The sequence below is a fragment of the Butyrivibrio sp. LC3010 genome, assembly GCF_000424385.1.
GTDB lineage: Bacteria > Bacillota > Clostridia > Lachnospirales > Lachnospiraceae > Butyrivibrio.
In genome coordinates this window covers 84,588-106,508 of the sequence record NZ_AUJU01000003.1, presented here as the reverse complement: position 1 = coordinate 106,508, position 21,921 = coordinate 84,588, and the positions used below count along the sequence as shown (strand labels likewise).

The window sequence follows — 21,921 nt, the reverse complement described above, 5'->3', positions numbered from 1 at the left end:
ATGAAAAAAGAAAGCAATTGTTCAAAAAACATAATTATAGGTCTCATGACTGCGGCTTTCGCAGCAGTCATGGGACTTTTGTACGCTTATTACTATGATTTAAATGATGATGTACTGATGAAGGATATTCTCGCAGGTGTTTTTACAGGAGAGCCTGCTTCACATAACATTCAGATGCTTTATCCCATAAGCCTTATTCTTAGCGGTGTATACAGAATGTTTAGTAATGCAGACTGTTACGGGATTTATCTTATTTTGTGCCAGTATGTCAGTCTTTTTATATTGATAAGGTTCTGCGTTATAAATATATTTTCACTGCCAGAGGGAAAACCTGGGAGAAAACTGTCACCTGCTAAAAAGACAATAATAAGGCTTTTTGTTGCAGCTGCACTTTTTGTTATATCTTTTGCTCTGATTGCAGGTCATTTTGTTTTTGTTCAATATACCTTTACCGTGGCAATGCTATGCGCAGCAGCAGCGGTTTTATTTGCAGACAGAAGAGGCGTCTTAGGGACAGTATTGGTTATTTTGGCATTTCTAACAAGATCTGAGATGACAAGTCTGATGCTTCCTTTTGTACTTCTTATTCCGTTTTACAGATTTCTTGAAGAGGATAAGAAGGGAAGGAAAAAGGAAATAGCCGCAGTTCTTATTATTGTGCTTGGTCTTGTGGCTTCTGAGCTTTTAAATTTCGCAGGTTATTCATTAGGGGAATGGAGAGCCTTCAATTCATTTTTTGACAGCAGAACACAGATATATGACTTTTACCAGATACCGGATTATGATGATAATAAGGAGTTTTATGAATCAATTGACTTAAAGGAAAGCGAATATGAGCTTCTTGTTAATTATAATTTTGGAATCGATGAGAAAATAGATGCAGGGAAGATGGCAGAGATTGCTGCCTATGCAAAGAGCATCAGAGAGAAGGAAGGCCTATTTGAGGCAGTAAAGAGATGCCTTCCACTGTATTTATACAGACTAAGAAGTGTAGGAATTCCCAAAAGCTTTGAGTATCCTATGACGGATGCTCCCTGGAATATCATTACACTACTTATGTACCTTGTGGTGCTGGGGTTAGCATTTCTTAAAGGAAAGCAGAGTAAAAAAGCAGCTTCTGAAATGGGTAAAGCCTTTTTCAGACTCATTGTTCTCTTTGCAGGAAGAACTCTTTTGTGGATGTATATTCTTGTAAGGGGTAGAGATCCTATAAGAATCACGCATTCTCTTTACCTTTTGGAGATTGTGGTACTTGTGATATTGACTTCATGGATATTAAGGGATATAGAGAACTTCGATGGTACAGGCAGCGATAGAGACTGCACTTTTAATTATCATTTCCTCACCGGAGGTTGTCTTTTAATATTCCTTGTAATAGGCGCTGTGTTTACTCTTTTTCAGGATAAGATCATAAGAGCAGAGATTGCAGGAAGGGAAGCTACTAATAAAGCCTACGAAGAGCTTGATGAGTTTTTCAAAAATAATGCTGACAGATTTTTCTTTGAGGATGTTTATACCTCTGTGGCATATGAGGACAGTGGCTATACCTATTCTCAGAGAATTGGCATAAAGGCTGATAATGAGATTTCAAATGCGATCCTTATGGGAGGATGGGCATCAAAAAGCCCGCTGGAAAAAGAAAAGCTGGCTTTTTATGGACTTGATGACTCCATGGAGATTGCACTTTTTGATGAGAAAGCTTATATAGCTGCAGATAAAGACAGAGACATGGGCTGGATTGTCAGATATTATGAAGATAAGGGAAAAAGTGTTGAGCTGACTAAAGAAGAGGAAGTTGGAGGGGAATTTGTGATATGGAAATTATCAGAGGAGAGAAGGTAGACTTAAGGCAGATTACCTATGATGACACACCTCTTGTGGTGAAGTGGAGAAATAACCTCAGGGTCAGAAACAATTTCATATACCGGGAGGGTTTTACTGAGGAAATACATAACGGCTGGATGAAGAACAAGGTTGAAACCGGCGAAGTTTGTCAGCTGATAATATGTGAAAAAAGTGGTCGCCCTGTGGGTAGTGTTTATCTAAGGGATATTGACGAAGATACACATGAAGCTGAGTATGGTATTTTCATAGGAGAGGATGATGCCACAGGCAAGGGCTATGGTAATGAAAGTGCTGAGCTTATGTGCGAATATGCCAAAAAAGAGCTGGGACTTAAAAAACTGATTTTAAGAGTTTTTGTCGGCAATGATGCCGCGAGAAAAAGCTATGAGCATGCGGGGTTTACCTGGTGTAAGGACCTTCCTGACGTTAAATGCTCAGATGGTGAAGTTAAGGATATGATCCTTATGGAAAAGATACTTTAATGTTTTGATGACTATTATAAGGAATATGGTAAAATAACCCTATGCGAAATAAATTAGTAAGTTTTGTGATACCGTGCTATCGCTCGGAGCAAACAATTGAAAATGTTATAAATGAGATAGAAGGGGCTATGGACATGCTTGTCCTTTACAGCTACGAGATTGTTCTGGTAAATGACTGTTCACCTGATAATACCTGGGACAAAATCTGCGAGCTTATTAAGGAGCATGATGAGATAAGGGGCTATAATCTTGCAAAGAACTTCGGTCAGCATGCTGCAATTATGGCAGGATTAAATAAGGCGAAGGGAGATATCATAGTTTGTCTTGATGATGACGGGCAGACTCCTGCTGATGAAGTTGGAAAGCTCCTTTATCAGATTGAAAAGGGGGCGGATGTTGTATATGCAAGATATGCCCACAAGAAGCATAATCTTTTCAGGAACTTCGGAAGTGCCATGAATGACTGGATGACCCGGGTTATGCTTGGAAAGCCAAAGGATCTGTTTATATCAAGCTATTTTGCGGCAAGACGCTTTGTTGTGGATGAGATGATAAAGTATCAGAGCTCTTACCCGTATGTAATCGGTCTTGTCCTTAGAACCACGAAGAACATTGTGAATGTTGATGTTACTCACAGAGCAAGAACCGTGGGGGATAGCGGATATACATTTTCAAAGCTGATGGCGCTTTGGATTAACGGGTTTACAGCCTTCAGTATCAAACCACTTCGTATTGGCACCTTTATGGGCGGAGTACTTGCGGCTTTTGGTATTTTGTATGGTATATATACGATACTGAAAAAACTTCTTTATCCCGATCTTCCTACTGTGGGCTTTTCTGCACTTATGTCGGCCATTACATTCATGGGTGGTATGCTTATGCTGATGGTTGGCATGGCAGGGGAATATATCGGACGAATATATATTTCACAGAATAATAATCCGCAGTATGTAATCCGCGATGAGGCTAAAAATGAAAAATCAAATGAGTAGGAATAAGACCTGGCTGTTGCCGGTCTTATTTGGCGTATGTGCGTCCGTGTCTCTGGTTTTTGGATATCAGCTTGAGAGTGCGGATCATATAGACCTTTCAGATAGAAGAGCACTGATTTTGATTCCTGTATTTGCCGTGATTACTGCACTTTTGGTAAGGGCAAGCTGGAACGGGCTTTACAGGAAAATAAGGAAGGACAGCCAAAATGAAGGTTTGGCCGGAGAAACGGTATATAAGGGATATAACAGATCTGATTATTTCAGAACCTGGATGTTTATTGCAGCATTGAATTTTATCGTGCTTTTGGGAGTTTATCCCGGATTTTTCGTCTATGATGCCCAGACTGAGGTTATAGAGGTTTTATCCCGCAGCTTTAATACGCATCATCCGCTTTTGCATGTGATGCTGCTTGGTGGGAGCGTTGCCTTTTTCCATAAGGTAACAGGGAGCTACAATCTGGGAATCTTTGCATATATACTGGCGCAAATGCTGGTTATGACCTGGATATTTACCTACTTTTTGAATTTTCTTAAAAAGCATGGTGCAGGTAAAAAATTCAGAACAGTAGTAGCTTTGTTCTTCGGGATGTTTCCGACGATTGTCATGTATACGCTCTGTTCCTGTAAGGATGGGCTGTTCTCGGTGCTTCTTGTGCTGACGGTGGTCCTTACAATTGAGTGGGAAGAGCTTAAGGGAAGAGGCGAAAAGAGAAGAAAGGCGTGGCAGATCATAATAAGTGCAGTTTTTATGATGCTCTTCAGACACAATGGTTTTTATGCATATCTTGTGTATGCAGTGATTGTTATTGCCGCCGTTTTCTTTGGAAAGAAAAGAGATAAGTTTCACAGAGCAACCTTTCTTATTGCTCCTGTGATAATATATTTTATTATAAACTCCGCCATAGGGCATGCTTTTGCTGCAGAGAGCGGAGAACATCAGGAAATGCTGACAGTTCCTATTCAGCAGATTGCCCGTGTGTATTACTATGACAGTGGGAGCTTTTCTGATGAGGAGAAGGAGGTTCTTCACAAATATTTAAGTGAAGAGGCACTTTCACATTACACACCCAGAATATCAGATATTCTGAAAATGTATTTTGACAATAAAGCCTATGAAGATGACAAAGCATCTTTTTGGAAATTGTGGCTTGATAAAGGAATGAAGAACCCTATTAGTTATTTAAATGGCTGGTTTTTGACTTCCTATGGATACTGGTATCCGGGAGCTGTGATAAATGTTTATCAGGGCAACACGGTATTTACATTTACTTATACTGACAGCTCGTATTTTGGTTATGAGGTTGAGCTTCCGGGTGAGAGGCACAGCTTTATACCTGCAATAGATGATTTTTACAGAAAACTTTCAATAGAGAAGTTCCAGCAGAACATACCGGTCATTTCACTTTTGTTTTCACCTGCTGCATATTTCTGGCTTTTTATTTATCTGTTTTTGACAGCAGTTGTGAGAAGAGATATGAAAATATATCCGTGGCTTCTGGTTTTGCTGGTATGGCTTACAGTACTTCTTGGGCCTACGTATCTTGTGAGATATACCATATACTTATGGTTATGTGCTCCGATTTTAGTGTATACTGTTTTACTGCGTAAGCATAGATAGTGCCAATCCAAATATGAAAACAGTGTACTGACCTAAGGAATAAATGACATCAGGACTCCTCCCATAAATGGGGGCTCTCCTCATGTCGAGTTACCGCAAGCGGTACCCTTTAGGTCGAACAGTGGAGGAATTATGAGAAGAAAAGTTGTATATAAGAGTACTGCAATAAGAGCGATTATTATTTTCTTTGCGATTATTGCAATTCTGTCTGTTTTCCCTCTTAGAATCTGGCAGAGGACTATCACTGAAAGGGGTGGAGGTGAGATTGTCCAAACTTCTGACAGAATCAATGATTACCATGATGTGGTTCAGAAATTTATTGCCCAGTATGACAGGCTTGAATCAATAGATATTTATCTTGAAGATGTTGAACTGGGAAATTATATGTCCATGGTTTTTTATAATGAAAACATGGAGCAGATTTATCAGAGATTTGTCTATTTAAGAGATGCGAGCCTTCCGGGATATATAAATGTCAGGGTTGGCCTTGATCTTAATGTGGGCGAGACCTACACCATGATCATAAATGGTGCTTTTTCCACTTTTTATGTTGCATTTGAGCATTCGGGCGAAGATACGTCGCCGTACTTTGTTTCCTTTGCTTATCACGATACCACTGTGGAGGGACTTCAGCTGGCAGCAGGTTATAATTACAGGCAGCCTATTACCAAGTCCATGTCTCTTCTTATTATTGCAGGGATAATCCTGGTGGCGGCACTTCTTATCATTATTGAAAAACTTACCGACAGAGAGAGGCGAAATAAGCTTGTTACAGTGCATCAGGTTGTAAAGACAGTTGGTAATCCTATTGCAGCGATTGGCACACTGGCGATGATGATACTTATTTATCCTTTAAAGTATTTTGATCAGAGACCTTTGGAAAATGCCTTTTTGGAACTTGGTGTAGTGATCGCGGCTGTTCTTGTTTTTTATGCCATCAATCATGAAAGTGATGCGACATTGGATGTGAAGCTTTGGCACAATTTCAAGAATTTTACACAGATGGGACTTATTGCGGCAGCAGTGTGGTTTTGCTGTGAATACATGAATGCCCTTTACACGATTTATCAGACACTTGCAGAGCGCAAGGAAATGATTTTTCTGCTACTGTTTTTGTGTATTTCAATTCCTTTTTCCAGAATAAAAAGCCTTCGCAATCTGATTTATCTGATCGTTGCAGGGGGAATCGGAATCTGGTACAGGATGGGACACCTTGTTCCTGCAGATGAAAAGGAATACGATCTTAAAAATGCCGCACTAACCTATGGCATTATAATAGCGGTCCTTGCAGGATTCCTTATCCTTAATTTTGCAGCTGAGATTTATTACAGAATAAAGGGAAGGGAAGAGTACCTGGAAAAAAGAACAGGCTTTAAGATAAGTGTCTTTGGTATTCTGCTTCTGGTATTTTTTGCAGTTCTTATAGTGTTTAGAAATACGAGATGGTGGGGAGTTGTCCTTGCAGTCTTTGTGGCAGGTCTGATGGTTACCTATGCGCTCTATGGCTTTAAGGAATATCCGGAACTTATTCTTGGAGGACTACTTCTTAATTTTGTGGTGTCCATGGGATACTGCTGGATGTACAGAAGCTTTGCAGCGTTTAATACCGGAAGATATGCATTTGTATTCCATACCGTAACCGTGACGGCTGAGTATATGACTGTTATGGAATGTGCATCTGCGGTACTGCTTCTATATAAAATATATACCATCAGAGATGAAAAATCCTTCAAGGCACGCTTTAGATATCTGTGGAAGGAATTCATACTGTTTGGTTTTGTAACTGCATATATGATATTCACTATTTCAAGAACATCATATCTTGCATGTGCAGTAATGTTTATCTGCATGCTGGCAATAACAGCTACTGATTGTCACAGCGGCAGGCTTAGATATCTTGGGATACAGGTAGGAACCATGGCTCTTGCCGTGATTTTATGTTTCCCCGCTGCATTTGCTTTACAAAGAATATTTCCTGCTCTTGTAGCGCATCCGAAGAAATTCCTCATTGAGACAGGTAACTTTGGACTTTATGGAGGCGGACAGCCTGACAATCATCTCTACATGAATATAGAGAGGTTTGTGGATCTGTTTTCTGAAAAGATTCTTGGCGTTGATATTATGGATTATAATTATCCGGAGGATATAGCGAACTTTAACGACGCAGGTTATTCCACAGTCGGAGAAAACGGTGTTCCTCTTACTGAGTATCAGTCTATGACAATGTGCTACAGCCTTCCTGAGATTGTGGCATCAAGTCAGACTTCACCGGAGATAAGACAATACCTGCTTGATACCGGAGGAGCTGAACTCCTTGAAAACATGAGGCTTGAAGAGGAGAGACTTGAGGCTGAGAGGCTTGAAGCAGAAGCTGCTGCACAGGAAGCTGAAAATGCTTCCAACGTTGAAGAAAGCGGCGAAGAAATCAACTCTGATGATCTGACGGATGCCAAAGAACCTTCAGACGATACAGCTGATTCTCAGAATGATGAAAATCAGGACGGCGAGGAATCTTCGGATAATGCTCAGGGTACAGATGGAATTGAAGAGTTTTCAAATGGAAGAATTACCATTTTTAAATCCTATCTTCAACAGATGACACCCTTTGGACATGACGAGATGGGAGCTGTGCTTCCTACCGGTGAGATCGCAATCCATGCGCATAACACTTATATCCAGGTTATGTTTGACCATGGTATTTTAGCCGGAATTGTGTTCCTGTTTATGATGGCATTTGCCTTTTTTGCCGGTGCGAAATATTATGTAAAAAACAGGGATGAAGTTTCAGGTGCACTTTTGCCATTTGCCATGACCGTTGGTTTTGGAATAGCGGCATTATCTGAGTGGGTCTTCCAGCTCAGTAACCCTATGGCGATTGCACTTGTGTTATCGCTTATGCCGATTACATTTAAGAAAATAAAATAATGACTTTTATCAGACTGGCAGTTTTAGGATGAAAAGCCTATTTTGTGATAGAATAAAGAGATATGAATTCAGAAAAGAAACCTTTTAACTTTGCAAAATTTTATAGAAGGGTCGGACTTATTGTATATGATGTTCTAAGTATCATCATTGCAAGCTATATGGCCCTTCTTATGAGATACGAGTTTAATATTGATCTGGTTCCATATGAGTTTATGGAACCTGTAAATGATTACCTTGTTATAAATGTGGTCATTTCGCTTATAGTCTTCTACTTTTTCAGACTGTATAACAGTCTCTGGGCATATGCCGGAGAGAATGAGCTGCAGAACCTTGTCTTTGCCTGTGTGACATCAGGTATTGCCAATGCAATAGGCTTACAGTTTTTTAGAATCGGCAGAGTGACTGTTCCTCAGAGTTATTACTTTTTATATACATTTATTCTTATTACTCTGATCTTTGTGAGCAGATTCAGCTACAGATTTATCAGAAGCGTGAAGCATAAGACAGAGAACCGCAAAAACACCACATCAGTAATGGTTATTGGTGCAGGTGAATCCGGTAATATCATCATCAAAGAGATCGTTAACAGCAATTTTTCAAGCATGGTCATCAGATGTATCATTGATGATGACAGAGGAAAATGGGGACATTATATCCAGGGTATCAGAGTTGTGGGAGGCCGTGATAAGATTCTTGAATGTGCGGATCTCTATGACATAGATGAGATTATAGTTGCCATTCCTTCACTTTCAAGAAGCGAAATGAGAAAGCTTCTTGATCTTTGTAAGGAGACTAACTGTAAGCTTCGTTCACTTCCCGGGGTTTATCAGCTTGTTAACGGTGAGGTCAATGTAAGTAAGCTTCGTGAGGTAGAGGTAGAAGACCTCCTTGGAAGAGAACCAATAGCAGTAGATCTTAATCAGATTGCAGGCTATGTTAGTGGTAAGACTGTTCTCGTTACAGGTGGCGGCGGTTCAATAGGTTCCGAGCTCTGCAGACAGATTGCGAACCACAAGCCGGGCAAACTGATCATTGTTGATATATATGAGAACAATGCCTACGACATTCAGCAGGAACTTAAGAGAAAGCACCCTGAACTGGATCTTGTGGTGCTTATAGCTTCTGTTAGAAATACAAACAGAATCAATAGAATTTTCGAGCAGTACAGACCTGAGATAGTTTATCATGCAGCTGCACATAAGCATGTACCGCTTATGGAGGACAGTCCCAATGAGGCTATCAAGAATAATGTCTTTGGTACCTTCAAGACTGCCATGGCAGCGGCCATGAACGGATGCCGTAAGTTTGTAATGATTTCTACGGATAAAGCGGTTAATCCCACTAATATCATGGGAGCCAGTAAGAGAATCTGTGAGATGATCGTGCAGACCTTTAATAAGCATTATGATACAGAGTTTGTTGCAGTTCGTTTCGGTAATGTACTTGGTTCAAACGGATCAGTTATTCCTTTATTTAAAAAGCAGATTGCAGCAGGCGGTCCGGTCACAGTAACGGATCCTAACATTATAAGATATTTCATGACTATACCTGAGGCGGTCAGCCTTGTTATGCAGGCAGGAGCTTATGCAAAGGGCGGTGAGATATTCGTCCTTGATATGGGTGAGCCTGTAAGGATTCTTGATCTTGCTGAGAATCTTATTAAGCTTTCCGGATATAAGGTAGGCGAGGATATAAAGATTGAGTTTACCGGACTTCGCCCGGGAGAGAAGCTCTATGAGGAGATGCTCATGGATGAGGAAGGTCTCCAGGATACAGCTAACAGAATGATCCACATCGGAAAGCCGATTGATATGGATGATATGAAATTCTTTGGACAGCTGGAGGAGCTTAACGGAGCATCTAAGGCAGAACATGCTGATGAGATCAGGGAGATAGTTCAGAAGATAGTAACAACTTATCACCCTGAGGATAATGCTGATTCACATTCCCTTGAGCATCAGAAGGCTCTTGAGAGAGCGGCTGAGCTTATAAATGAAACAGAATAAGGCAGGCATAGTATTATGGACGAGAGATTTAACGGTATTAAGAGATTTGATAAAAAAGTCTGGCTTTCATCTCCTACAATGCATGGAGATGAGCTTAAATGGATCACAAATGCGATAGAAACCAACTGGGTTTCTACTGTTGGAGAAAATATAAATGAGACTGAAAGACTTATTCAGGAGAAAGTCGGCAGAAAGTATGCTGTGGCTTTGAGTGCAGGAACCGCAGCTTTACATCTTGCAATCAGACTGGCAGGGGAGAGGCTTTACGGACCCCAGCCTGCCAATAAAGGTACACTTACCGGCAAGAAGGTTTTTTGCTCCGATATGACATTTGATGCGACAGTTAATCCTGTTGCCTATGAGGGAGGCGAAGCTGTTTTCATAGACACTGAGGAAGAGAGCTGGAATATGAGTCCCAAGGCTTTGGAAAAGGCTTTTGAGATTTATCCTGATGTTAAGCTGATCGTTGTGGCGTATCTCTACGGAACTCCAGGAAAGATACAGGAGATAAGGGATATTGCAGATAAACATGGTGCGCTTATAGTTGAGGATGCTGCCGAATCACTGGGAGCAACCTACAGAGGTGTACAGACAGGTAAATTTGGTGACTATAGTATTATCTCTTTCAATGGGAATAAGATAATTACCGGAAGTGCAGGAGGTATGTTCCTTACTGATTCAGAGTATGACTGTCACAAGGTCAGAAAGCTGAGTACCCAGGCAAGAGAGGATGCTCCCTGGTATCAGCATGAGGAGCTGGGATATAATTATCGTATGTCCAATATTGTGGCAGGTGTTGTCAGAGGACAGATTCCCTATCTTGATGAGCATATTGAGCAAAAGAAGCGTATTTATTACAGATACAAAGAAGGCCTTAAGGACCTTCCGGTTTCAATGAATCCTATTCCGGAGGATACGGAGCCTAATTACTGGCTTAGCTGCATGATCATAGATAAAGATGCGATGAGTCCTCATGTAAGATCTGAGAAAAATGCGCTGTATAAGTCAGAACCCGGAAAATCCTCACCCTCAGAAATATTGGAGATGCTTGGCTTTTTTAATGCCGAGGGCAGACCTATCTGGAAGCCTATGCATATGCAGCCTGTTTACAGAAATAACATTTTCATTACAGAGCAGGGCATACTTAGGGGACGAAGTAATGCATATATTGACGAAGGCGTTCTGACTGACGTTGGAGCAGATATATTTGAGAGAGGTCTTTGCCTTCCTTCAGATAATAAGATGACTGAAGAAGAACAGGATATAATAATCGATATTATTCACAGATGTTTTAAATAAATGATTTGCGAGGTCTTTTGATATGGGCTTTTCACGCTCACATAGAAGAAAAAGAATACTGCTTATAGTAGATGCGGTTGCATTGGCGCTTGCTTATGCAGCTATGATTACAATAAGATTTAACTGGTACATGAAAAAGGAGTGGATGGCACCTTTGTATACCATGGTCTTTTTCATGGAAATTCTTTTTGCCACACTTGTGAATGTATACAATAGCAGAAAATATGACTATAAGCCTATCGAGAATCAGGATCCACTGGAAGTCTTCGTTGGTGTATGCAAAAATCTGTTCATACTGTTTGTATTTTTGATAGTAACATTGATGGCGTCCAAGGAAAATGCCTACTATTTTTCAAGACTGGCAATGCTGTATCTGGTTATCCTGGACTTTGTATTTGTGCTGTCCTTCAGACTGATATACAGAGCAATCCTTAAAAAGCATGGTAATCCTGATATTCACAGAAGGAAGATAACAGCTCTTGTTTATGAGAAGGATATCGAGTCTGTCAAGGCACATCTTGGTAAGGAGCTTGCCTCAGAGTTTGAGCTTGAAGCTATTTTTACTCTGGATGATTCCTATAACGCAGATGAGACAAGAATATTCGATGATTACGAAGCTGTGTTAAGCAGAGAACAGCTCATAGAAAGGGTTAAGGAATCAGGTTGCAGTGATGCCTTTGTCTGCATTCCTGATAAGCTTGAAATAGCTGACTATGTAAGAAATGATATTGTAAGAAGACTAGGGTATGAAGGAATAAACACTTATTTCGGTCTTTCAATTGACGGACTTTGGGTTACAGGTAATCTCATCAGAGGAATGGGGTACTATCAGGCCGTTTATTATTCAGCCATGGCAAAGAGGTGCAGAGTTCTTGGTGTGGACTTTGCAGTATCAAATGTCGAAAATGCAGTCTTATATGTGAGAAGTCATATACAGGACTTTTTTGGAAAGTATATATGTTTCTGTAATGTCCATACAACTGTGGAAGCAAGTGAAAATCCGGGGTATATGAATATACAGAATTCCTCTGCACTGACGTTTCCTGATGGTCAGCCCATAGTAAACAGAATTCAGAAAGCAGGATTCGTTAAAGCAGAGAGAATTGCCGGTCCCGACTTTATGGACATGATGTTCAAATCGACAATGGACGGTAAGCTGTCTCATTATTTCTATGGCTCATCTGAGGAGACTATTGAATTATTAAAGAAGAATCTTCCGGAGAGATTTCCCGGAATGGATATAAAAGGGTATTATTCACCGCCTTTCAGAGAGCTTACTCCAAAGGAGGATGAAGAGATAGTTGAGATGCTCAACGCATCCGGTGCCGACCTTATCTGGATAGGACTTGGCGCTCCCAAGCAGGAAAAATGGATGGCAGCGCATGAAGGAAAACTTCATGGTGTCATGCTTGGAGTTGGTGCAGGATTTAATTTTTATGCAGGAAATATAAAAAGAGCACCCCTCTGGATCAGAAAAATCGGTATGGAATGGCTTTACAGACTGTTTCAGGACCCTAAACGTCTTCTCAAGAGATACGTTATATCAAACGCAAAGTTTATCTGGAAAGTATTTGTTTTAAAGAAATAATTGCACTGTATAATTTTTTAGTTTCCGCTTGCACGCTTTAAACCGACAAAGTGTCCGCGAGACAAAGACAAAAGTTCGTCTGTGCTTGACTTATTTTAACATTTTGATATAATTTAATCTCGGTGTAGATAATTAATTTGCAATAATGTATACTTACATTTAGAACAACGGCGTTCCTACTTGCAGAGTGTAAGTTTAGGAGCGCTTTTTCTCTATAAAGAAGTTGTTTGTAAGACAGATTGTTATTGTGCCTTACTTAGAAATGGAAATACGGAGTAATGAGTATTTTGCATAATCCATATAAGGGAGATTATGATCATGTTCCCGAGATGGATAAAAAAGGGAGGTTTCGAGACAGGTTCTTCTATAAAGGGGATCTATATGTGCTTCCTTTTGATGAAACACAAAAGAAGAAGACCTATCTTTCGTGCGTACTGTATGGAATAGGAATGTTTGCTGCTCTTATTATTCAGGGGTTGGTGAATCAGACATCATCACATACTCTGTGGGTGGTACTTCCTTATATATTGCAGTATTTGCCTGTATTATTTTTCATTGTAGGAATAATAGAATATGTAGATGCTACGCCCAGGATGACAAGAAAACAGTATGATAAAGGTATAGGGCGCATGCATTTTTGTGCTATAGCTGCAATAGTGCTTACAGGGCTGAGTGCAGTGTGTGAGATCATCTATCTGGTGATAAGAAGAGGGCAATACGATATTAAGCTTGAATTATTGTATCTGCTTCTGCACATTCCGGTTATCTTTGTAGCATTACTTTTTGCCGGATATTATAATAAGAACTTTTCAGGAATATCTATTGAGTCCAATAAGTGAGTATATAACTTTTACTTATGGTCAGATATAGAGTTTGATTAATAGAAAGAATCAGTATTAGCGCATATACTTTCTATGTGTTTGAGCATAGTACTTAGCGAGGATCTTAGGAGCTTGGTGCTGGTAATGAAGATTCACCCGGTGAGGTAATAATTAGCCCGGTGAAGTATGTTAGCGGTGACAACCACCAAGGTGGATGCACATATAATATTATGGGGATACCCCAGAATGGAGGGCAATATGAAAAAGTTAGGCAAATTTCTGGCATTAGGACTTGCCGGAACAATGGTTGTCTCAGCAGTTGGATGCGGCTCAAACAGCGGTTCATCTAACGAAACTGCCGGTTCTGCAGATCAGACAGAATCTACAGAAGCACAGGCAGAAGACAGTGCTGAGGCTGCAGAGTCTACAGAGTCTACGGAAGAAGCTACAGAAGAGACAGAATCAAGTGATTCAGCAGAGGCTGCTGAGAGCACAGGAAGCGGAGCTCCGCTCGTAATCGGAGAATCAGAATTCTCAGAGAAATTCAGTCCTTTCTTCGCAAATTCAGCTTACGATATCAACGTAGAGCAGATGACTTCTATACCGCTTCTTAAGGTTGATCGTATGGGTGAGATCATCATGAATGGTATCGAAGGTGAGACCAAGGAATATGATGGTAACAGCTATGAGTACAAGGGACCCGCAAACTGTGAGATTACAGAGAACGAGGACGGAACAGTTGATTATGCTTTCGAACTTCGTGATGATCTGAAATTCTCAGATGGCGAACCTATTACAATAGATGATGTAATTTTCTCAATGTATGTACTTGCAGATCCTTCATATGATGGACCTTCATCATTCAGTGCACTTCCTATCACAGGTATGGAAGCTTACAAGAGCGGATCTGATACACTTTTCAACCTTCTTGTTAAGGCTGGTGAGGACAATACAGACTTCACATACTTTACAGAAGATCAGCAGAAGAAATTCTGGGAGACAGATTTCCCTGCAGCTAAGGAACAGTTCATCAACGACATCGCTGATTACTGCTCAGCAAACGGCGCAGTATCAGATGATGAGGATATAGCTAAGGATCCTATTGCAAACGCAATGGCTAACTGGGGCTATGGTAAAGCAGAAGGCGGCGTTCTTACAGCTCCTTCAGGTGCTACATTTGATGTTAAGGGTGGCACAGCTCCTACAGTAGATGATTTCTGGAATGAAATCATGGCAGCTTATGATAACGATGTTATGGCAGCTACTGACAAGGAAAAGGCTGGCGACGGCATCCTTGATATGCTCAGTGATGACTACAAGAACTCAATCGAGACAGGTGATTCAGCAGCATCTATCACAGGTATCGAGAAGACTGGTGATTACTCACTTGTAGTACACATGGACAAGCTTGATGCAACAGCTATTTACAGCCTTCCTGTTGAGATTGCACCTCTTCACTACTATGGTGACAAGGCTGAATATGATTATGATAACAACAAGTTCGGATTCTCAAAGGGTGATCTTTCATCTGTAAGAGCAAAGACAACAACTCCTCTTGGAGCAGGCCCTTATGTATTCGACAAGTATGAGAACAAGATTGTTTACTTCAAGGCTAACGAGAACTACTATCTTGGTGCTCCTGTAATCAAGGAAGTACAGATGAAGGTTACTCAGCAGTCTGATGCAGAGCCCGCTGTTGTTCAGGGTACAATCGATGTTGCTGAGCCTTCAGCTAACAAGTCTACTCTTGAGCAGATCGCCGGTGACAACTCAAATGGTGAGCTTACAGGTGACAAGATTGCTACATCTCTTGTAGACAACAATGGTTATGGTTACATCGGAATGAACTCTGAGAACGTTAAGGTTGGCAGTGATCCTTCAAGTGATGAGTCAAAGGCTCTTCGTAAAGCTATCGCAACTGTTATCGCTGTACATCGTGACGTTGTTATCGATTCTTACTATGGCGATGCTGCTAACGTAATTAACTATCCTATTTCTAACACATCATGGGCAGCACCTCAGCCTTCAGATCCTGATTACAAGGTTGCTTTCTCAGTTGATGCAGACGGAAATGATATCTATACAGACGGCATGAGCGAGGATGAGAAGTATGATGCAGCTCTTCAGGCAGCACTTGGATTCTTCGAGAAGGCTGGTTATACAGTATCTGATGGCAAGCTTACAGCAGCTCCTGAAGGTGCAAAGCTTTCATATGAAGCTATGATTCCTGCAGATGGTAAGGGTGATCACCCTTCATTCGGTATCCTTACAGCTGCTAAGGAAGACCTTGCAAAGATTGGTTTCGACCTTATTATCAATGACCTTTCAGATTCTTCAGTTCTCTGGTCAGCAACTGAAGGTGGTACAGCAGAGATTTGGTGTGCTGCTTGGGGTTCATCTATCGATCCTGATATGTATCAGATTTACCACTCAGAAGGTGGTTCTGCATACATGTACAGAATCAACCAGAAGGAACTTGATGATCTTGTAGTAGAAGCTCGTTCAACAACAGACCAGTCAGTACGTAAGGCTATCTACAAAGAGTGCCTTGACTACATTGTTGACTATGCAGTTGAGATTCCGATTTATCAGAGACAGCAGTGCTCAATCTACTCTGTAGATCGTATTGATGTTGACAATTCTGAGATGCTTCAGGATCAGACAACATACTTCCACTTCTTCGCAAGCACAAGTGCTCACGATGGAATTGAGAAGCTTATGACTAAGTAATTCGTATTTAACAATATAAATGCGTATGACTTTGTCCGTGGGGGTCAAGTGGCTCCCGCGGACAAGTTATGTAAAAAAATACTTTATGACTTTAAATCAATAGAGAACCTTATTGAAAGGTTTTGGTATAATATAAATTCGAAAACATTATTTCGCTTTGCGGAATTTTAAATAGATTGCATTTTTGAGAAATGCTAAAGAAAAAAGGTAGAAGATATTATATTAGAAGGAGTATAGACAACAATGAAGAAATTCATAATCAAACGTCTACTCATATCGGTAGTTTTATTGTTTTTTGTATCAATGATCATTTATACGATCATGAGATGTATGCCTACATCATACGTTGAACAGCAGGCTATGGCTTTGTCTACAAAGCCTGGTGCAAAGAGCTACTCTGAGTGGGTTGAACAGTTAAATGCTCAGTATGGTCTGGACACGGGGGTAATCCAGGGGTATTTCAAATGGGCTTCACGCGCTATCACACTTGACTTTGGTGATTCCTGGTTCTGGAATCAGCCTGTATTACAGAAGTTTAGTAGTGTAATCTGGTATTCATTTGCACTGGGACTTGTAACATTTATATTGGAAATAATAATCGCAATACCTGCCGGTGTGGCTGCTGCAAGAAGACAGTATTCTGCAACTGATTACACTGTAACGGTTATCGCACTTATCGGAATTTCACTTCCGAGCTTTTTCTTTGCGACGATTTTGAAATATGTTCTTTCAGTAAAGCTGGGCTGGCTTGATCTGTACGGAATAGTCGGAAGATATCATGAATCTTATTCAGATTTTGGTAAGCTTCTTGATATGGCACGTCATATGATCATGCCTGTAATTACACTTACAGTTGTAAGTGTCGGATCACTTATGCGTTATACAAGAACAAACATGCTTGAAGTTCTGAACGCAGATTATATCCGTACTGCAAGAGCTAAAGGACTTTCTGAGGACAGAGTAGTTAATTATCATGCTTTCAGAAACACACTTATACCGATCGTTACTCTTCTTGGTGGATCACTTCCCGGACTTTTCTCCGGTGCTATGATTACTGAGACTTTGTTCCAGATACCCGGTATCGGTTATACATCTTACCAGTGCGTAGTACAGGGCGATATTCCTTTCGTTATGTTCTACATGGTATTTATGGCAGTATTGATTCTTTTAGGTAACCTTATCGCTGATATTCTTTATGCGGTAGTTGACCCGAGAGTAAGAGTAAACTAAGGAAGGAGGCGGATGAAATGTCAGATAAGAAAAACGAAGTAAATAAAGAAGAAATGCATCTTGATGATGCCAGCAGAGTCCGTGTCCTGTCTCCCGGAATGATGGTTCTTAAGAGATTCCTTAGAAACAGACTTGCGATTGTTGGTATGGTTATCATCGTAGCGATGTTCCTGTTCTCTTTCCTTGGAGGAGCAATTTATCCTTATTCTGAGAGTAAGGTGTTCTACAAGACTGAACAGGTTATGAAGGAGTTTGCAGGAGCTACAGTTATTGATCAGTTCCAGTTCCAGACAATTGATGGAGTAAAGCTTCCTTCAGATATTAACTCAAAGGCTCTTATTGCTGTTTCCAAAAAGCAGTATGTATTTGAAACCCGTGGTGGTGAGGTGCTTGGTATGGCTCCTGCTGCTGAGGATTCAGATGTTTATACTATTTATTCACTTGAACCTGCTCAGATGTTCCTTAAAGGTAACAAGGAATTTGATGCTGCAGTTGAAGCAGGAAGAAATGACTTCGAGCAGGATGGAAAAATCTACATGTTCAACGGTACGGATTTCAAGGCTGATGTCTATGAAGCAACAGAGGTTGCCGTAGCAAGTAAGAGATCATTTACCGGATATAGCAAGGATACAAAGTTCACTTATGATTTTTACAGAAATGCACTTCTTGCTGTTGCAAGGGAAGAGGGTTCATTTGAAGCAGATGGCACCAGCTATACTGTAAATTCAGAAGGTCTTGTTGAAGCAAATGGCGAAGGCTATGCTGTTGTATCAAATATGAACTTCAACGCTATTGATTCAGGAACCTTCCTTGATCCTGATTATAAGGCGGCTGCTCTTGAGGCATTTGAAGCTGCAGGTAATTCAGGATCTTTTGAATACGCCGATGCTGAGGGCAACATGGTTGAGTACAGATTTGAGAAGAAGTCAGGTCAGTATGTAATCAAGAAGTTCCAGGAGACAAGACTTATCGATACATATGCATCACCTTCCAAGGAGCACCTTGTTGGTACAGATGCTAACGGTATGGACCTTCTTGCACGTCTTATGTATGGTGGACGTATTTCATTGCTTATTGGTTTCGTGGTAGTATTTATCGAAGTATTTATAGGTATGGTAATCGGTGGTGTAGCAGGATTCTTCGGCGGATGGGTTGATAACCTCCTCATGAGACTTGTAGACGTTGTTTACTGTATCCCTGCAATGCCTTTGTACCTGATTCTTGGTTCAATCATGGACTATTATCAGGCAAGCCCAAGAGCACGTATCTACCTTCTCTGTGTAGTAATGGCTGTTATCGGCTGGGTAGGAATTGCACGTATTGTCAGAGGACAGATCCTTTCACTTCGTGAGCAGGAGTTCATGGTAGCTGCAGAAGCACTTGGTATCAGTACATACCGCAGAATTTTCAAGCACCTTATACCTAACGTAATTCCTCAGCTTATCGTATTTGCAAGTATGGGACTTGGTGAGGTTATCCTTTCAGAGGCTTCACTTTCATTCCTTGGTCTTGGTATCAAGTACCCTGCTGCATCATGGGGAAGTATTATCAATGCGGTTAACGATTCATACGTTATGACTAACTATCTCTTCGTATGGTTACCTGCAGGAACATTCATTCTTCTTACAGTTCTTGCATTTAACTTTATTGGTGATGGTCTTAGAGATGCTTTTGATCCAAAGATGAAAAGATAATTCTGACATGCGACACTGCGAGTCACATGCCTGCATGTGGATTCGTAGTGGCATTTGTCAGATAAGAAATCATGAGGAAGAAGCGAGAAAGCCCGGATTCCAGATGATTTCGAGTCTTGCGGGAGTATGATAGTATAAAGCAGGACGTATTATCTTATATGTATATATAGGAGAGCAAAATGGCAAAGAATTCAAATTATATCTCTGCTAAAGAATCAAGACGAATCTCCAGAGAGAATCGTAAGATCACATCAGAGATAGAGAAAAAGAGAAACAGAAAACATATTCCTGAGAGCGAATATGTTACAAAGATGAAAAATCCTGAGAATTGTGTTGAGTTTGATAATGTTCACACATATTTCTTCACAGATATAGGAACAGTTAAGGCTGTTGACGGCGTATCCTTCGAGGTACCTCAGGGTAAGACAGTTGGTATCGTTGGTGAGTCAGGCTGTGGTAAATCAGTTACAAGCCTTTCACTTATGCAGCTTGTACAGAGACCTTCAGGTCAGACTGTAGAAGGTGAGATCAGATTTAACGATGGAGATAAAACAATAAATGTTGTTAATGCTCCTGCTTCAGTTATGCAGAAGCTTCGTGGAAATAAAATGTCAATGATTTTCCAGGAGCCCATGACATCACTTAATCCTGTATTCAGAATCGGTGCACAGGTAGATGAGGTTATTGCTCTTCATAATCCTGAGATGACACCCGAGCAGGTTAAGGCAAGAACAATTGAAATGCTTCAGATGGTTGGTATCGCCAATAAAGAGGGTGTATACCAGATGTATCCCCATGAGCTTTCAGGTGGTATGCGTCAGCGTATAATGATCGCTATGGCTCTTGCCTGCGATCCTAAGCTTATCATTGCAGATGAGCCTACTACAGCGCTTGATGTTACTATCCAGGCACAGATTCTTGATCTTTTGAGAAACCTTAAGGATAAGATCAATTCATCAATCATGCTTATCACTCATGACCTTGGTGTTGTTGCTGAGATGGCTGATTATGTTGTTGTTATGTATGCGGGACGTGTTATTGAGAAAGGTACTGCAAGAGAGATATTCAAGGATCCCAGACATCCTTATACAATAGGTCTTATGAGATCCAAGCCGGTTGTTGGTAAGCATGTTGATAAGCTCTACAATATTCCGGGTAACGTACCTAACCCTATTGATATGCCTGATTATTGCTACTTTAAGGATAGATGTGAAATGTGTACAGAGAAATGTTCCGGTAAATATCCCGGAGTATACAAGGTTTCTCCTACACACTTTGTAAGCTGCTACAGATGCGAGGAACTTGCTGGCAGCATATATAATATTGAAGGAGGTGCAAATTAATGAGTGTTAAGATTAATGATAATAAAGACAACATACTCGAAGTAAAGCACCTCAAAAAGTATTTCCCCATTAAGGGTGGATTCTTTGGCGGCGTTACAGGTAATGTTAAGGCTGTTGATGATGTAACATTTTCAATTCCCAGAGGAACAACAATGGGACTTGTTGGAGAGTCAGGTTGTGGTAAGTCAACTACAGGAAGAACTATTTTAAGACTTCTTGAGAAGACAGAGGGTGACATCATCTTCAACGGAAAAGATATCAGTAAATTTGATAAGAGGCAGCTTCGTGATCTTCGTACAAAGATGCAGATTATTTTCCAGGATCCGTATTCATCACTCTCACCAAGACTTCCTATCGGTGAGATTATTGGAGAAGCTGTTCGTGAACATGAACTTGTTCCCAAGTCAGAATTTGATGATTATATCACAGAAATCATGAAGGAGTGTGGTCTTCAGCCCTATCATAAGGATCGTTATCCTCATGAGTTCTCAGGTGGTCAGAGACAGCGTATCTGTATTGCAAGAGCTCTTGCTGTTAAACCTGAGTTCGTAGTATGTGACGAGCCTGTATCAGCTCTTGACGTTTCTATTCAGGCGCAGATCATTAACCTTCTTAAGGATCTTCAGGAGAAGAACAATCTTACATATCTGTTCATCTCACACGATCTTTCAGTAGTTGAGCATATTTCAGATGCTGTAGGTGTTATGTATCTTGGAAGCCTCGTAGAGACAGGTAAAACAGAGGATATCTTTGCTGAACCTCTTCATCCGTACACAAAGGCTCTGTTCAGTGCTATTCCGATGCCTGATCCGGATATCAAGAAGGAGAGAGTACTCCTTGAGGGAGATATTCCTTCACCTGCTAATCCGCCTAAGGGATGTAAATTCCATACCAGATGTCCTCATTGCATGGGTATCTGTAAGGAACAGGCACCTCAGGCTAAGGACATGGGCAACGGACACGTTGTAAAATGTCATCTTTACAATGACAAATAAATTGCTTTGATTTTTTTAGGCTATAAATGCTGATTGAATTAACATTTATAGCCTTTTTCAGTGCGCCTAGCGGCGCACGTTTCTAACGGGTTAAAGTCCCGAATCCACCCGGTAGTGGGAAGGATATAGCCGAAAGCAAGGGTGTCCGTCGCGAGGCGGAATCTGAAGGAAGCTGGATGTGGGGAACATACTAACCCACGGGCAAATCTCTGGTCTGACGTACAGAAATCTCATACGAGGTTATGCATGAGGGTAAGGCTGCTGAACAAGTCGAAGCCCAATAACTACACGGAACCATGCATAATAAATGAGACAGATGGATGGAGAGGAAGAAACGTGTGGTACCTAGGGAG

General features: G+C 40.8%; 14 protein-coding genes. All 14 read left to right on the top strand.

Annotated elements, in window-relative coordinates; translation table 11 throughout:
• The 14 genes from G622_RS0103460 (at position 1) to G622_RS0103395 (ending at position 21,568) form a co-directional block, all read left to right on the top strand.
• Positions 1-1,842, top strand: a complete 1,842-nt coding sequence (locus tag G622_RS0103460; RefSeq protein ID WP_026509524.1) for a hypothetical protein — start codon at positions 1-3, stop codon at positions 1,840-1,842.
• On the top strand, positions 1,815-2,327 hold the full coding sequence (locus G622_RS0103455; RefSeq protein WP_026509523.1) for a GNAT family N-acetyltransferase: 513 nt from the start codon (positions 1,815-1,817) through the stop codon (positions 2,325-2,327). Before G622_RS0103460 ends, G622_RS0103455 begins: the two co-directional genes overlap by 28 nt.
• 41 nt (positions 2,328-2,368) lie before the next feature.
• Entirely contained in the window at positions 2,369-3,319 is a 951-nt protein-coding gene (locus tag G622_RS0103450; RefSeq protein WP_026509522.1) for a glycosyltransferase family 2 protein, read from the top strand.
• Positions 3,300-4,937, top strand: coding sequence for a DUF6020 family protein (locus tag G622_RS0103445; protein WP_026509521.1), 1,638 nt, complete (start codon positions 3,300-3,302; stop codon positions 4,935-4,937). The genes G622_RS0103450 and G622_RS0103445 overlap by 20 nt, the downstream gene beginning before the upstream one ends.
• Before the next feature lie 132 nt (positions 4,938-5,069).
• On the top strand, positions 5,070-7,862 hold the full coding sequence (locus G622_RS0103440; protein WP_026509520.1) for a tripartite tricarboxylate transporter TctB family protein: 2,793 nt from the start codon (positions 5,070-5,072) through the stop codon (positions 7,860-7,862).
• 62 nt (positions 7,863-7,924) lie between these two features.
• A complete protein-coding gene (locus tag G622_RS0103435) occupies positions 7,925-9,868 on the top strand; it encodes a polysaccharide biosynthesis protein (RefSeq protein WP_026509519.1) in 1,944 nt (647 codons plus the stop codon).
• A gap of 15 nt (positions 9,869-9,883) precedes the next feature.
• Positions 9,884-11,167: a DegT/DnrJ/EryC1/StrS family aminotransferase gene (locus tag G622_RS0103430; protein ID WP_196814170.1), complete on the top strand. Its 1,284-nt coding sequence runs from the start codon at positions 9,884-9,886 to the stop codon at positions 11,165-11,167.
• A gap of 22 nt (positions 11,168-11,189) precedes the next feature.
• Entirely contained in the window at positions 11,190-12,755 is a 1,566-nt protein-coding gene (locus G622_RS25160; protein WP_081675164.1) for a WecB/TagA/CpsF family glycosyltransferase, read from the top strand.
• Positions 12,756-13,033: 278 nt separating this feature from the next.
• A complete protein-coding gene (locus G622_RS0103420; RefSeq protein WP_026509516.1) occupies positions 13,034-13,594 on the top strand; it encodes a hypothetical protein in 561 nt (186 codons plus the stop codon).
• A gap of 240 nt (positions 13,595-13,834) precedes the next feature.
• The gene (locus G622_RS0103415; protein ID WP_044913845.1) at positions 13,835-16,306 is read left to right on the top strand and encodes an ABC transporter substrate-binding protein; all 2,472 of its coding nucleotides are present in this window, start codon (positions 13,835-13,837) and stop codon (positions 16,304-16,306) included.
• Positions 16,307-16,549: 243 nt separating this feature from the next.
• Complete coding sequence (locus tag G622_RS0103410; RefSeq protein ID WP_026509514.1) at positions 16,550-17,536, top strand: ABC transporter permease; 987 nt, start codon at positions 16,550-16,552, stop codon at positions 17,534-17,536.
• A 17-nt stretch (positions 17,537-17,553) separates the two neighbouring features.
• Entirely contained in the window at positions 17,554-19,230 is a 1,677-nt protein-coding gene (locus G622_RS25155; RefSeq protein WP_026509513.1) for an ABC transporter permease, read from the top strand.
• Between the two features lie 179 nt (positions 19,231-19,409).
• Entirely contained in the window at positions 19,410-20,573 is a 1,164-nt protein-coding gene (locus G622_RS0103400) for an ABC transporter ATP-binding protein (RefSeq protein WP_026509512.1), read from the top strand.
• Complete coding sequence (locus tag G622_RS0103395; RefSeq protein ID WP_026509511.1) at positions 20,573-21,568, top strand: ABC transporter ATP-binding protein; 996 nt, start codon at positions 20,573-20,575, stop codon at positions 21,566-21,568. The genes G622_RS0103400 and G622_RS0103395 overlap by 1 nt, the downstream gene beginning before the upstream one ends.
• Positions 21,569-21,921: the final 353 nt, after the last annotated feature.